12 protein-coding genes are annotated in these 13,537 nt (G+C 66.2%); 8 read left to right on the forward strand and 4 right to left on the reverse strand.

Annotated features, from left to right (window positions below; genetic code table 11):
* Nucleotides 1–25: 25 nt before the first annotated feature.
* Nucleotides 26–880 (reverse strand): crotonase/enoyl-CoA hydratase family protein, encoded by an 855-nt coding sequence (locus ACFWAY_RS01260; protein WP_378509595.1) that lies wholly within the window; start codon nt 878–880, stop codon nt 26–28.
* 79 nt (nt 881–959) lie between these two features.
* Here ACFWAY_RS01260 and ACFWAY_RS01265 point away from each other — a divergent pair, with 79 nt between their 5' ends.
* Together ACFWAY_RS01265 and ACFWAY_RS01270 are read left to right on the forward strand one after the other, a co-directional pair.
* Nucleotides 960–2,612, forward strand: coding sequence for an acyl-CoA synthetase (locus ACFWAY_RS01265; protein ID WP_378450987.1), 1,653 nt, complete (start codon nt 960–962; stop codon nt 2,610–2,612).
* Nucleotides 2,613–3,728, forward strand: a complete 1,116-nt coding sequence (locus ACFWAY_RS01270) for an NAD(P)H-dependent flavin oxidoreductase (protein WP_378509596.1) — start codon at nt 2,613–2,615, stop codon at nt 3,726–3,728.
* Nucleotides 3,729–3,769: 41 nt separating this feature from the next.
* On the opposite strand, the gene ACFWAY_RS01275 is transcribed toward ACFWAY_RS01270, so the two are convergent.
* From ACFWAY_RS01275 to ACFWAY_RS01285, 3 genes are read right to left on the reverse strand one after another with little or no spacing between them, the layout of a single operon-like run.
* Nucleotides 3,770–5,341, reverse strand: a complete 1,572-nt coding sequence (locus ACFWAY_RS01275; RefSeq protein WP_378509597.1) for a long-chain-fatty-acid--CoA ligase — start codon at nt 5,339–5,341, stop codon at nt 3,770–3,772.
* Entirely contained in the window at nt 5,338–6,459 is a 1,122-nt protein-coding gene (locus ACFWAY_RS01280; protein WP_378509598.1) for an acyl-CoA dehydrogenase family protein, read from the reverse strand. The genes ACFWAY_RS01275 and ACFWAY_RS01280 overlap by 4 nt, the downstream gene beginning before the upstream one ends.
* Before the next feature lie 10 nt (nt 6,460–6,469).
* The gene (locus ACFWAY_RS01285; protein ID WP_378509599.1) at nt 6,470–7,651 is read right to left on the reverse strand and encodes an acyl-CoA dehydrogenase family protein; all 1,182 of its coding nucleotides are present in this window, start codon (nt 7,649–7,651) and stop codon (nt 6,470–6,472) included.
* Nucleotides 7,652–7,898: 247 nt separating this feature from the next.
* Here ACFWAY_RS01285 and ACFWAY_RS01290 point away from each other — a divergent pair, with 247 nt between their 5' ends.
* The 6 genes from ACFWAY_RS01290 to ACFWAY_RS01315 all read left to right on the forward strand — a co-directional run bounded on the left by ACFWAY_RS01290 (nt 7,899) and on the right by ACFWAY_RS01315 (nt 13,535).
* Nucleotides 7,899–8,090 carry a ferredoxin gene (locus ACFWAY_RS01290; protein ID WP_378509600.1) on the forward strand — a complete coding sequence of 64 codons (192 nt, stop codon included), beginning with the start codon at nt 7,899–7,901 and terminating at the stop codon, nt 8,088–8,090.
* A gap of 104 nt (nt 8,091–8,194) precedes the next feature.
* Nucleotides 8,195–9,112 carry a 3-oxoacyl-ACP reductase gene (locus tag ACFWAY_RS01295; protein ID WP_378509601.1) on the forward strand — a complete coding sequence of 306 codons (918 nt, stop codon included), beginning with the start codon at nt 8,195–8,197 and terminating at the stop codon, nt 9,110–9,112.
* A 579-nt stretch (nt 9,113–9,691) separates the two neighbouring features.
* Nucleotides 9,692–10,456 (forward strand): ABC transporter permease, encoded by a 765-nt coding sequence (locus tag ACFWAY_RS01300; RefSeq protein WP_009477764.1) that lies wholly within the window; start codon nt 9,692–9,694, stop codon nt 10,454–10,456.
* Between the two features lie 20 nt (nt 10,457–10,476).
* The gene (locus ACFWAY_RS01305) at nt 10,477–11,328 is read left to right on the forward strand and encodes an MlaE family ABC transporter permease (RefSeq protein WP_378450994.1); all 852 of its coding nucleotides are present in this window, start codon (nt 10,477–10,479) and stop codon (nt 11,326–11,328) included.
* A 12-nt stretch (nt 11,329–11,340) separates the two neighbouring features.
* Nucleotides 11,341–12,516: an MCE family protein gene (locus ACFWAY_RS01310; RefSeq protein ID WP_378450995.1), complete on the forward strand. Its 1,176-nt coding sequence runs from the start codon at nt 11,341–11,343 to the stop codon at nt 12,514–12,516.
* Nucleotides 12,513–13,535: an MCE family protein gene (locus ACFWAY_RS01315; RefSeq protein WP_378450996.1), complete on the forward strand. Its 1,023-nt coding sequence runs from the start codon at nt 12,513–12,515 to the stop codon at nt 13,533–13,535. The genes ACFWAY_RS01310 and ACFWAY_RS01315 overlap by 4 nt, the downstream gene beginning before the upstream one ends.
* Nucleotides 13,536–13,537 lie beyond the last annotated feature (2 nt).

The raw sequence follows: 13,537 nt of genomic DNA on the forward strand, positions 1-13,537 counted from the left end.
TCGCCCGGGATCAGTGCACGCGGGGTCAGCGGCCCTCGAACTTCGGCGCGCGCTTTTCGGAGAAGGCGCGTGGGCCTTCTTTCGCGTCGGCGCTCTTGAAGACCTCGGTGCCGAGGGCGGCGTCGATCTGGAATGCCTCTTCCTCGTGCATGCCTTCGGTGTCGCGGATGGTCTTGAGGATCGCCTGGACGGCGAGGGGGCCGTTGGCGGAGATGAGGTCGGCGAGTTCGAGGGCCTTGTCGAGGGCCTGACCGTCGGGGACGACGTGTCCGATGAGGCCGATCTCCTTGGCCTCGGGGGCCTTGATGTGACGTCCGGTCAGCAGGATGTCGGCCGCGACGGTGTACGGAATCTGCCGGACGAGGCGCACGGCGGAGCCGCCGAGGGGGAAGAGGCCCCATTTTGCTTCGGAGACACCGAATTTGGCACTCTCCCCGGCGACGCGGATGTCGGTGCCCTGCAGGATCTCGGTGCCGCCGGCGATGGCGGGACCCTCGACTGCGGCGATGAGGGGCTTCGTGAGACGCCGTCCCTTGAGCAGCGCCTCGATCTTCGACAGGTCCCAGCCCGACGAATTCTTCCCCTCGCTGCGCTCGCCCGCGCCGGAGAACGAGTCGCCGGGGTGCTGCGACACCATGGCCTTGAGGTCGGCGCCCGCGCAGAATGCGCCGCCCGCGCCGGTGAGGATGGCGACCCGGATGTCCGGGTCGGAGTCGACCTGATCCCACGCGTCCCGCATGATCGCCATCATTTCGCCGGACAGCGTGTTCTTCGCCTCGGGACGGTTCATCGTGACGATCAGGACGTGCCCGCGCTTCTCCACGAGGCAGTGCGGCGACTGTGCCGAAATGTCGGATTTCTCGGTCGTTGTAGAGGACACTGAAGTCTCCCGAAGGGTGTGTGAGCTGGCTCTCAAATTGGGTCTTGCCAGAAACGGTAACACGTTCTACTTTGTTGACGTGGCCCTTAATATCGCAGACCTCGTAGAGCACGCAATCGACCTCGTTCCGGACCGTGTCGCGTTGGTGTCCGACGACCGGGAAGTGACGTACGCGCAGATGGAGGAGAGGGCCAATCGCCTCGGCCACTACCTGCGCGAACAGGGTGTTCAGCCCGGCGACAAGGTGGGTATCTACTGCCGGAACACCATCGAGGCAATCGAGGCCATGGTGGCGGTCTTCAAGATCCGTGCCGTGATGGTGAACGTCAACTACCGGTACATCGAGAACGAGTTGCAATACATCTTCGACAATTCGGACATGGTTGCGCTCGTTCACGAGCGCCGCTACTCCGACAAGGTGGCGAACGTGCTCCCCGAGACGCCGCTCCTGAATACCACCGTCGTGGTCGAGGACGGCAGCGATCTCGACTACGAGGGCATCGAATACGAGGCCGCACTGGCGCAGGGTTCACCCGACCGCGACTTCGGCGAGCGCACTGGCGACGACCTGTACATGCTCTACACCGGTGGCACCACCGGAAAACCCAAGGGCGTCATGTGGCGTCACGAGGATGTCTGGCGGGTGCTCGGCGGTGGCATCAACTTCATGACCGGTGAATACGTCGAGGACGAGTGGGACCTCGCGAAGCTGGGCGCCGAGAGCCCCGGCATGACCCGCTTCCCTATCCCGCCGATGATCCACGGCGGCAGTCAGTGGGCGGTGTTCCAGAGTCTGTTCGGCGGCGGAAAGTGCGTGATGCACCCCGAATTCGACGGCCACGACGTGTGGCGGATCGTCGATCAGCACAAGGTCAACCTCATCTTCATCACCGGCGACGCGATGGCGCGCCCGATGCTCGACGCACTGGTGGAGGGCAACGAGGCGAGCGGCGAACCCTACGACCTGTCGTCGCTGTTCCTGATGGCGAGTTCGGCGGCGCTGTTCTCGCCCAGCATCAAGGAGAAATACCTCGAGCTGCTGCCCAACCGGATGATCACCGACTCCATCGGTTCGTCCGAGACGGGTTTCGGTGGCCTCAGTGTGGTCGCGAAGGGCGACTCGCACGGCGGCGGCCCGACGGTGAAGATCGACGCGTCCACCTCCGTCCTCGGCGAGGACGGCAACCCGGTCGAACCAGGCTCCGGCGTGGTCGGCATCCTGGCGCGCAGGGGGCACATCCCGATCGGCTATTACAAGGACGAAGAGAAGACCAAGGCGACGTTCAAGGAGATCAACGGCATCCGATACTCCATCCCCGGCGATTTCGCACAGGTGGAGGCGGACGGCACGGTGACGATGCTCGGCCGCGGCTCGGTGTCCATCAACAGCGGCGGCGAGAAGATCTTCCCCGAGGAGGTCGAGGGCGCACTCAAGTCGCATCCCGACGTCTTCGACGCCCTCGTGGTCGGCATTCCCGACGAACGCTTCGGCCAGCGTGTCGCCGCCGTCATCCAGACCCGGGGTGGGGCGCGTCCGGGCCTGCACGAGATCGCCGACGCGGCACGCAAGGAGATTGCGGGATACAAGGTTCCGCGCAGCCTCTGGTTCGTCGACGAAATCAAGCGCTCGCCGGCGGGTAAGCCCGACTACCGCTGGGCCAAGGAACAGACCGAGACCCGTCCGGCCGACGATCACAACGGCAACGGTTCGCCCGAAAGCAAAGGCGCGTAAATGCACACGAGTTTGAGCGAGAAGTTCGGCATCGAGTACCCGGTCTTCGGGTTCACTCCCTCGGAACACGTGGCCGCGGCGATCTCCCGGGCCGGCGGTCTGGGTGTGCTCGGCTGCGTTCGGTTCAACGACCCCGAGGAGCTCGAGGCCGTCCTGTCGTGGATGGACGAGAACACCGACGGAAAGCCGTACGGCGTCGACATCGTGATGCCCGCCAAGGTTCCCACCGAGGGCACGTCGGTGGACCTCGAGTCGCTGATCCCCGCGGAACATCGCGCGTTCGTCGACCGGACCCTGGCGGAGCTGGGGGTGCCGCCACTGGATTCGGGTGTCGAACACGCGACCGGTGTGCTCGGCTGGTTGCACTCGGTGGCGCGCTCACACGTGGACGTTGCCCTGAACCATCGAATTGCCTTGATCGCCAACGCCCTCGGTTCGCCCCCCAAGGACGTCATCGACCAGGCACACGAGAAAGGTGTTCCGGTGGCCGCGCTGGCCGGCGCCGTCGAGCACGCGCGCAGACACGTCGCGAACGGTGTCGACATCGTCATCGCGCAGGGGTACGAGGCCGGTGGGCACACCGGTGAAATCGCGTCGATGGTGCTGGTTCCCGAGATCGTCGATGCCATCGGTGATTCCGTCGCGGTCCTCGCGGCCGGTGGGATCGGTAGTGGACGTCAGGTCGCCGCTGCGCTGTCGCTGGGTGCGGCGGGGGTGTGGATGGGGTCGTACTGGCTCACCACCTCCGAGTACAAACTCGGCGGCGCCTCGTCCGAGGGTCCGTCCGCGATCCAGCGCGCCCTGCTCGGTGCGACGTCAGCCGACACGGTGCGGTCCCGGATCTATTCGGGTAAGCCCGCGCGACTGCTCAAGACCAAGTGGACGGACGCCTGGTCGAAGCCGGACGCGCCGGCGCCGCTGCCGATGCCGCTGCAGAATCTGCTGGTCAGCGAGGCGCATCAGCGGATCGCCGCCTCCGAGAATCCGGACGTCGTCGCGATGCCGGTGGGCCAGATCGTCGGCCGGATGAACGAGATCCGTCCGGTGGCCGAGGTGATGGACGAACTCGTCAAGGGCTTCGACTCGGCGGTGTCCCGCCTCGACAGCTTCCGGTAGCCCATGTGAGTGGCAAAGCGTGCGCCAGCACACTTTGCCACTCACATGGGGGAGTAGCTGGTACTGTCGCGGACCCACACCGGATCGGTACAGTTCGCCGCCTCGGCGCTCAGTACCCGGGTGAGGACCTTGAACGTGGCGGTCCGCGGGAAGTCGGCGCACACCCGGATCAGGCTGGGGCGCTGCTTCGGCCCCAGATCGGATTGCGCGTCGAGGAATTGGGTGAACGCGACGGGATCGAAGTCGCGAGTCGGGACGACGGCCGCCATCACACGGTCCCCGACCTCGACGTCGGGCACCGCATACACCGACACCTGCGCGAACCCGTCGTAACGCAGCAGGATGCGTTCGATGGGCGCCGAACCGATGTTCTCGCCGTCCACGCGCAACCATCCGGAACTGCGTCCCGCGAAGTACACGAAGCCGGCCGCGTCCCGGTAGGCGAGGTCGCCGCTCCAGTACTTGCCGTCGCGGATCCGTTCGGCGTCGGCCTCGGGGTTGTTGTAGTAGCCCGCGAAGGCCCCCGCCCCTGCCAGGTTGACGAGTTCACCGGTCGCGGCCTCGGCGTTGACCACCCGGCCGGCGGAATCGAACACGGCGGGCGGACAGGCGTTTCCGGTCTCGGGATCGAGGATGGCTATCCCTTCGGGGAGCTTGCCCAGCGAACCGGGGGGAGCCCCGGGTGTTGCGGAGATGGCGACACCGCCCTCGGTGGAGCCGAATCCGTCGACGACAGCGGTGCCGAAGCGCCGGGAGAACGCCGCGACCGCGGGCGCGGACCCCTCGTTGCCGTACATCACCCGCAGCGTGTTGTCGGCGTCGTCGGGCATCTCGGGGGTAACCAGTACATACGACAGCGGCTTTCCGACGTAGTTGGCATACGTGACGCCGAACTTCCGCACATCGGACAGGAAGTTCGATGCGGAGAACTTGCGCCGCAGTGCGATCGAGCTGTGTCCCGCGAGCGCCACGGACCACGCCGCCATCATGGCGTTGGAATGGAACATGGGCATCGACATGTACACGACGTCGTCCGGGGTCAGTCCGAAGCGTTCGGCGAGCATGATGCCGGGGCCGGTGATCTTCGCGTGGGTGCAGCGCACCGCCTTCGGATCGCCGCTCGTGCCTGACGTGAAGATGAGCATGAACAGGTCTTCGGCCGCGGCGGCCCTCGGCGTGAATTCGGGCCGCGCCTCGGCGAGCAGGGCGGACCATGCCGGCGAATCCACGTCGACGACGGGGACACAAGGGTCGAGACCGTCCAGCAGCGCGGACCGCCCGGATTCGGTAAAGACCACCTGGCAGTCGGCCAGCGCGATGTCGCGGGCAAGCGCTTCTCCGCGTCGAGTGGTGTTGAGCCCCACGAGCACGGCGCCGGACAGCGCCGCCGCCCCGGCGAGGAGCGAGAACTCGGGGACGTTGTCCATCAGGACACCGAAATGCCGGGGCCGCTGTGCATCGAGCAGGTCCTCGAGGATCGCGGCGCGCCGCAGGCTCGCCTGCACGTGTTCGGACCACGACAGGAACCGGTCCTCGAAGTACAGGCCCTGGGCGTCGGACTTCGAGACGCCCAGGAGCAGGTCCGATACCGTGCGGGCGAGCGTGGCGGTCATACCGGGACGGTGGCCAGTTCGGCGCCGAGGATCCGCAACTGCTGGGTGGCCGAACCGAGCCGGAACTCGAGGGCCTTGGCTGCGAGGAAGTACCGGTGCACGGGGTGGTCCTCGTCGAGTCCGACGCCGCCGTGGACGTGGACGAGGGTGTGGGCCACCCGGTGTCCGGCGTCGGACGCCCAGAAGTTGGCGGTCTGGATGTCGCCTTCACTGGGTAGGCCCTCACTGAGCCGCCACGCCGCCTGCCACAGCGTGAGCCGGACGCCCTTCACGTCGATGTAGCCGTCGGCGAGTCGCTGGGCCACGGCCTGGAAACTGCCGATGGGCCGCCCGAACTGCACCCGCTCGCGGGCGTAAGCCGCCGTGAGTTTCAGGGCTTCGTCGAGGACGCCGTACTGGTATGCGCAGGCTCCGAGCGAGCCGCGCTCGACGAGCCAGTCCACGATCTCGCCGCCCTGGTCGATGGCGCCGAGCACGCGGTCGTCGGTCAGCGACACTCCGTGGAGGGTCACCTCACCGGTACTGGCCAGGTCGACGGTCTGCTGGCGGGTGACGGTAACTCCGGCGTCGTCGGGACGGACGAGGAAGACGGCCACACCGTCCGGGGTGGTCGCCGGGACCAGGAAGAGGTCGGCGGACGGTGCCGCGTCGACCACGATCTTGGTGCCGTCGAGTGTCCACCCGCCCGCGCCGGGTTCGGCACGCGTGACGGGCGCACCCGGATTGTCATTGAGTTCCTCGTCGAGGGCGACGGTGAGGATCTTCTCTCCACTCGCGGCCGGAGTGCCCCAGTCGGAACGCTGCTGTTCGGTCCCGTATTTCGCGATCGCGCCTGCCGCCATCACGATCGACGACAGATAGGGCACCGGCGCGACGGCGCGCCCCAGTTCGACGAGGATGCTGCACTGCTCGAGGACGCCGAAACCGTCGCCGCCCACCGACTCCGGCAGCGCGGCGCTCAGCACGCCGGACGACGCGAGGGCGGACCAGAGCCGGCGATCGAGGCGGTCCTCCGCGTTGTCGAGTTCGCGCAGCCGGTCGTTGGTGACGAGGTCCGAGACGATTCCTCGGGTGAGGCCGGCCAGGTCGTGCTGGGCCTCGGTGGGGGTGAAGTCCATTGTCGTGGTCCTAACGCTTCGCTGGGGGCAGGCCGAGGGCGGTCATGGCGATGATGTCGCGCTGCACCTCGTTGGTTCCGCCGCCGAACGTGAGGATCAGGGACGACCGGTGCATCCGTTCGAGTCGCCCGCGCAGCAGGACACCGGGGGAGTTCTGCCGCAGCGTGGCCGAAGGGCCGAGGATCTCCATCAGCAGCCGGTACGCCTCCGTGGCGAACTCCGTGCCGTAGACCTTGTTGGCCGACGCCGCCTCCGGGCCCGGCGCGTGGTCGGTAGAGGAGGCGATCTCCCAGTTCATCAACTTGAGGTACTCGGCCTTGGCGTGGACCCGGGCCAGATTGATCTGCACCCATTCCTGGTCGATGACCCGGCGGCCGTCCGGCAACTTGGTGTTCTGCGCCCATTCGCGCACTTCACGCTGGGCGGTGAGGACCGGCCCGGCGGAGGTCAGGGCGACGCGCTCGTGGTTGAGCTGATTGGTGATCAGTGCCCACCCGCCGTGTTCCGGGCCGACCAGCGCGGACGACGGTACCCGAACGCCCTGGTAATAGGTGGCGCTCGTGTCCGGACCCGCCATCGTGTGGACCGGCGTGTACGAGAAGCCTTCGGCGGTGGTCGGGACGATCAGCATGCTGATGCCCTTGTGCTTCTTGGCTTCGGGATCGGTGCGGCACGCCAGCCACACGTAGTCGGCGTACGCGATCAGGCTCGTCCACATCTTCTGGCCGTTGATGACGTAGTCGTCGCCGTCCTTGACGGCGGTGGTGCGGAGGCTGGCGAGGTCGGTGCCCGCTTCGGGCTCGGAGTAGCCGATCGAGAAGTGCAGTTCGCCTGCCGAGATCTTGGGCAGGAAGAACGACTTCTGCTCGGGGGTGCCGAAGTGCATGATCGTGGGCGCCACCGAGTTGATGGTGAGGAAGGGGACCGGGGCGCCGGCGATGGCGGCCTCGTCCGTGAAGATCAGCTGCTCCATGGCCGACCGTTCCTGGCCGCCGTACTCCTTTGGCCACCCGAGCGTCAGCCAGCCGTCCTTGCCCATCTGGGCGACGACGTCGCGGTAGACGTTGCCCTCGCCGTACTCGCCGGTGGTGGCGGCCAGTGCCTCTCGACGCTCCGGCGTCATCAGCTTCGCGAAGTACGCGCGCAGCTCTTCCCGCAGCTGCTGCTGCTGCGGTGTGTAGGTGATGTGCATCGAAATACCTCTCCAGTCCGAGAGCGGAATCAGCTGAAATCTGGCACAGGTTCCAGTCTCTGCGGTGCATTCGCGGAGTCGGCCCCGGCCGGCCCCGAAGCGTGCCCGGTAGGCGTGCTCGCAGTCGTGGAACGAATCATTGCACACGACTGGAACAGGTTCTAGTGTTATCGCAGGAACGGAGTGCGCCACAGCCCGGCGGCACCCGGATCCGCGAGTGACGAGACGAGGAGAAGTGAGGGTTGCCATGGAGGTCAGAGTCGATTTCGACCGTTGTGAGGCCAATGGTGTGTGCGTGGGGATCGCACCCGACATCTTCGAGCTCGACGACGACGATCAGCTGCACATTTCGATTGCCGTTCCTCCCGCTGACCGGGAGGACGACGTGCGTACGGCGATCGCCCAGTGCCCGAGGGCCGCGCTCACCGAGCATCCCTGAGGATTGTTGCCCGGAATGAGAACACGTTCTACAGTGACGTCGACCTACCGCCGTGTCGTGGTTCGCGACCTCCGGCGAGTGCACAGAACCAGGAGAGCGTGTTCATGAATGCTGTGGCTGACCGCGATGTGAACGTGGACGGCAAGGTCGCCGTCGTGACCGGCGCCGGATCCGGTCTCGGAAAGTTCGAGGCGATCGCACTGGCCCGCGCGGGCGCGTCCGTCGTGGTCAACGACCTGGTCGCGAACGACGCCGTGGAGGCAACTCTCGAGGAGATCAGGGGCCTTGGCGCGAAGGTCGAGTTCGTGGCGGGCGACATCGGGGAACGGGCCACCGCCGACGCGATCATGGAGGCTGCGCAGAGCCGGCTCGGCAGCCTCGACATCCTGGTGAACAACGCGGGCATCACACGGGATCGCATGCTGTTCAACATGTCCGACGAAGACTGGGACCTCGTGCTGAAGGTTCATCTGCGCGGCCACTTCCTGCTGTGCCGCGCCGCCGCGTCGTATTGGCGGGGGAAGTCGAAGGAGGCCGGGGCGCCGGTGTACGGGCGCATCGTCAACACGTCCTCGGAGGCGGGACTGCTCGGCCCCGAGGGGCAGGCGAACTACGGCGCCGCCAAGGCGGGCATCACGGCGCTCACGCTGTCGGCGGCCCGGGGGCTGTCCCGGTACGGCGTCCGGGCCAACGCGATCTGCCCTCGGGCCCGCACGTCGATGACGGAGAACGTCTTCGGCGAGGCACCGGACGAGGGGGTCGACCCGTTGTCGCCCGAGCACGTGGCCGCGCTGGTCGCGTACCTCGCATCGCCCGCCGCCGACTCCGTGAACGGCCAGGTCTTCGTCGTCTACGGCCCGATGGTGGCGTTGATGGCGGCACCAGTCGTGGAGCGGCGCTTCGACGCCGCGGACGGTGGGTGGACGCCCGGTGCGCTCGCGGCGGAGCTCGGGAACTACTTCGCGGATCGGGATCCTGCCGCCATGTTCTCGGCCTCCGCGGCGCTACGCGAACTGGGCTGATCTGCGTCTCCGGGGCCGAAGAACCGACACGAAGGTGGTTTCCGTATCGTTTCCGCAGGTAATGCCCCCGCGATGGGCGATACTGAAGGCAACTGAAGAGCGGCGGAGCGGGTGCCGGGTGACCGTGGTGGGGTGTTCGAGAGGTGTGCCGGATATGACTAGATCGTGTTCTAGTTCTGCCGTCGTCGACCAGTTCGATCGAGCCTGCCCGTCCGGCCTGGGGGCTCCCGAGGCCGGCCTCCGTGTGCGGTCGCCGAGAACCGGAGTCGACGACGATCCCGGCGTTCGTCGACAGTTGGTGAATTTCGCTCAAAGTTCTTGTGCTATAACATTTTAGGTCCACGACTCGGTATTCCCGCTCGGCGCGAATCGACGGGTCCGATCGGACGGGGACACGCCCGGCATTTCGGTCGAATTCAGCCCTCGGGTCGTGCTGGATGTGGGACGATTCATGCTGATGAGCGACCACCTTTGACAGGTGAACACGTTCTAGTTAATATGACCTGAGTCACAGACCGTTGGGGGGCTGGGCTCGAACTGACAGTCGGTGCTGGGCGAGATCATGGACGAGGAGGACGGATGGTAGACCTCCTCGAGGTGCCGTTGCGTGCGGTCGGCGGGTTCTTCACGATGTCGGGCGAAACGTTGAGGGCAGTCTTTTCGAGGCCCTTCCAACGTCGCGAGTTCGTCGACCAGGCGTGGTTCGTCGCCCGGGTCTCGATGGTGCCCACTGTGCTGGTGGCCATCCCGTTCACGGTGCTGGTGAGCTTCACGATCAACATCCTCCTCCGTGAGATCGGCGCGGCCGACCTCAGTGGCGCCGGCGCCGCTCTCGGCACCGTGACCCAGGTCGGCCCCATCGTCACCGTGCTCATCGTGGCGGGTGCAGGCGCCACCGCCATCTGCGCGGACCTCTCCGCCCGCACCATCCGCGAGGAGATTGACGCGATGCGGGTGCTGGGTATCAATCCGATCCACCGCCTGGTCGTGCCCCGTGTGCTGGCCTCGACCGTCGTGGCGCTCCTGCTCAACGGGCTGGTCTGCACCATCGGCATCCTCGGCGGCTTCGTCTTCTCGGTCTACATCCAGGACGTCAACCCGGGTGCGTTCGTCAACGGCATCACCCTGCTCACCGGATTCGGGGAGCTCGTGATCTCGGAAGTCAAAGCCGGTCTGTTCGGCATGATCGCCGGCCTCGTCGCCGCCTACCTCGGCCTGAACGTCAGGGGTGGCGCGAAGAGCGTGGGTGACGCCGTCAACCAGACCGTCGTGTTCTCGTTCATGGCCCTGTTCGTGGTCAACGTTCTCGTCACCGCCGTCGGCATCAAGCTGACGGCAGGGTGATCGACATGGTGGTGGAGTAGATGGCACTAGCGGCGGCCGGGCGCTTTCCCCGAACTCGCAAACGATTCGCGTCGGCGTCCCGCTCGATCGACCGGCTCGGTGAGCAGGCGCTGTTCTTCGCGCGTGCCATCGGATGGGCGCCCCGCGCTCTGATGCACTACCCGAAGGAGACGCTGCGGCTCATCGCCGAGATCAGCATGGGCACGGGTGCGCTCGCGGTGATCGGCGGAACGGTCGTCATCGTCGGCTTCCTGACCCTGTTCACGGGTGGCACCATCGCCGTGCAGGGGTATAGCTCGCTCGGCAACATCGGCGTCGAGGCCCTCACCGGCTTCTTCGCGGCCTTCATCAACGTGCGTATCGCGGCGCCGGTCATCGCGGGCATCGGGCTGGCGGCCACCATCGGCGCCGGCTCCACCGCGCAGCTCGGCGCCATGCGCGTCTCGGAGGAGATCGACGCGCTCGAGACGATGGCGATCCCCTCGATCCCGTACCTGGTCAGCACACGCGTGATGGCGGGCATGATCGCCATCATCCCGCTGTATGCCCTGGCGGTGATCGCGTCCTTCATGGCGAGCCGGTTCGCAACGGTCGTGCTGTACGACCAGTCGTCCGGCGTGTACGACCACTACTTCTCGACGTTCCTGATACCCACGGACATCCTGTGGTCGTTCGCCCAGGCCATCGTCATGGCGGTTGCGATCATGCTCATCCACACCTACTACGGTTTCAACGCCTCGGGCGGTCCGGTCGGCGTCGGTGTGGCCGTCGGCAACGCGGTGCGCTCCTCGCTGATCGCCGTCGTCACCGTCACCCTGCTCATCTCGCTCGCCATCTACGGCGGGTCCGGCAACTTCAACCTTTCGGGATAGGAGTGCCGGTAGATGACTGATTCGGGTGGGAAGAAGAAGCTCGCGGCACTCGTTCTCGTCGTGAGCCTTCTCGCGATCATCGGTGTGTCACTGGCCATGTTCAACGGAACCTTCAGCGAGACCACGCCCGTTACCGTCACGTCGGATCGCTCCGGGCTGGTGATGGAACCCGACGCCAAGGTCAAGCTCCTCGGCGTCGAGGTCGGCCGCGTCGGCTCCATCGAACACGTGACGGACGGCGCCGAGCTGAAACTGGCGATGTACCCCGACATGATGTCGCTGATTCCCTCCAACGCCACCGTGGAGATCAAGTCCACCACCGTGTTCGGCGCCAAGTACGTCAACTTCGTGATGCCGGACAACCCGTCGTCCACCCCTCTTCAGGCGGGGGACGTCATCGCGTCCGACAACGTCACCGTCGAGTTCAACACGGTCTTCCAGCACCTGTCCGACGTCCTGACCCAGGTGCAGCCGGAGAAGCTCAATGCCACGCTCGGTGCCATCGCCTCGGCGCTGCGGGGGCGCGGCGACGAACTCGGCGCCCTGCTCGAGCAGAGCGACAGCTATCTGGCGAAGATGAATCCGAGTCTGCCGCAGCTGCAGGAGGATCTGGCGAAGGCCGCGCAGGTCACCGACGTGTACGCCGACACCGCACCGGATCTGCTGCGGGTGCTCGACAACGCGACGGCCACCAGCGGCACCGTCGTCGACGAACAGGACAACCTGGATGCCGTGCTGCTCAACGTCACCGGGCTGGCCGACACGGCGAACACCGTACTGACCGAGAACGAGCAGAACCTGGACTCCGCTCTCGACCTGTTGCTCCCGACGACGGATCTGCTGGCCGAGTACTCGCCCGAGATCTCCTGCTTCATCGTCGGCCTGAACAATGTGATCCCCCTCGCCGAACAGCTCATCGGCGGCAATCAGCCGGGTATCGCACTGAGCGCCAGCTTCATGTACGGGCAGGAGCCGTACACCTACCCGAAGGACCTGCCGAAAGTGAACGCGACAGGTGGGCCGAACTGCCACGGCCTTCCCAACCCCGATCTCAGCAAGCATGCGAACTTCGTCGTGGCCGACACCGGAACGGTGCCGTTCGTGCCGTCGACGGAAGTCCAGGTGCACCTGCCCAAGGTGTTCCAGCTGCTGTTCGCGGGTGTGTACCCCGGGCAGGGTGGGCAGTGACTGTGCGAGCGACCACGGTCAAACTGCTGATCTTCGCGACGGTGATGTCGGTGATCTTCGCCGGACTCGCCCTGGTGTTCAGCCAGTACCGGTTCAGCAGCTCCGACGGCTACCACGCCACGTTCACCGACGTGTCCGGGCTCAAGCCCGGCGACAAGGTGCGCATCGCCGGCGTTCCCGTCGGCGCCGTCGAGAAGGTGAGCATCGACGACGACAACCTCGCCGACGTCGACTTCACCGTCGACACCAAACACTCGCTGTTCGACGGGACCAAGGCCACGGTGCGGTACGAGAACCTCGTCGGCGACCGGTACATGGAACTTCTCGAAGGCGCCGGATCGGTGGAGCCCCTGCCGGACGGTGGATCCATTCCCGTCGAGAACACCTCTCCCGCACTCGATCTCGACCTTCTGCTGGGTGGGTTCAAACCGCTGCTGCGGGCATTGGACCCGCAGCAGGTCAACGACCTGTCCCAGGCCCTCGTCCAGGTGTTCCAGGGGCAGGGCGGAACGCTCGTCTCTCTCCTCGGCAGCACGAGTTCGTTCACGAACACCCTGGCCGACCGGGACCAGTTGATCGGCGAGGTGATCACGAACCTCAACCAGGTTCTCGGGACCATCAACGACCGCGGCGACCAGTTCCGGTCGACGCTCGACCAGTTGCAGCAGCTGGTCAGCGGGCTCTCCCAGGACCGCGATCAGATCGGTGACGCCATTCCCCGCATCGCGGGGGCGACGGGCGATCTCGCGAATCTGCTCGAAGGTGCGCGGCCACCGTTGCAGAGTACGATCGCCGAGGCCAACCGCACTGCAACCCAGCTCCAGGCGGGGGAGGACGACCTCGACTGGGTGTTCCAGAATCTGCCCGACGCCTACCGGAGGCTCATCCGCATCGGCACGTACGGCAGCTTCTTCCAGATGTACGTCTGCACGGTCAAGTTCAAGTTCTCCGGCCCGGACGGATCGGATCTGCTCCTCAACATGCCGGGCGGTCAGACGGCAGGGAGGTGTGCACCGTAGCC

It is taken from the genome of Rhodococcus sp. NPDC059968 (assembly GCF_042738615.1).
Classification (GTDB): Bacteria; Actinomycetota; Actinomycetes; order Mycobacteriales; family Mycobacteriaceae; genus Rhodococcus_F.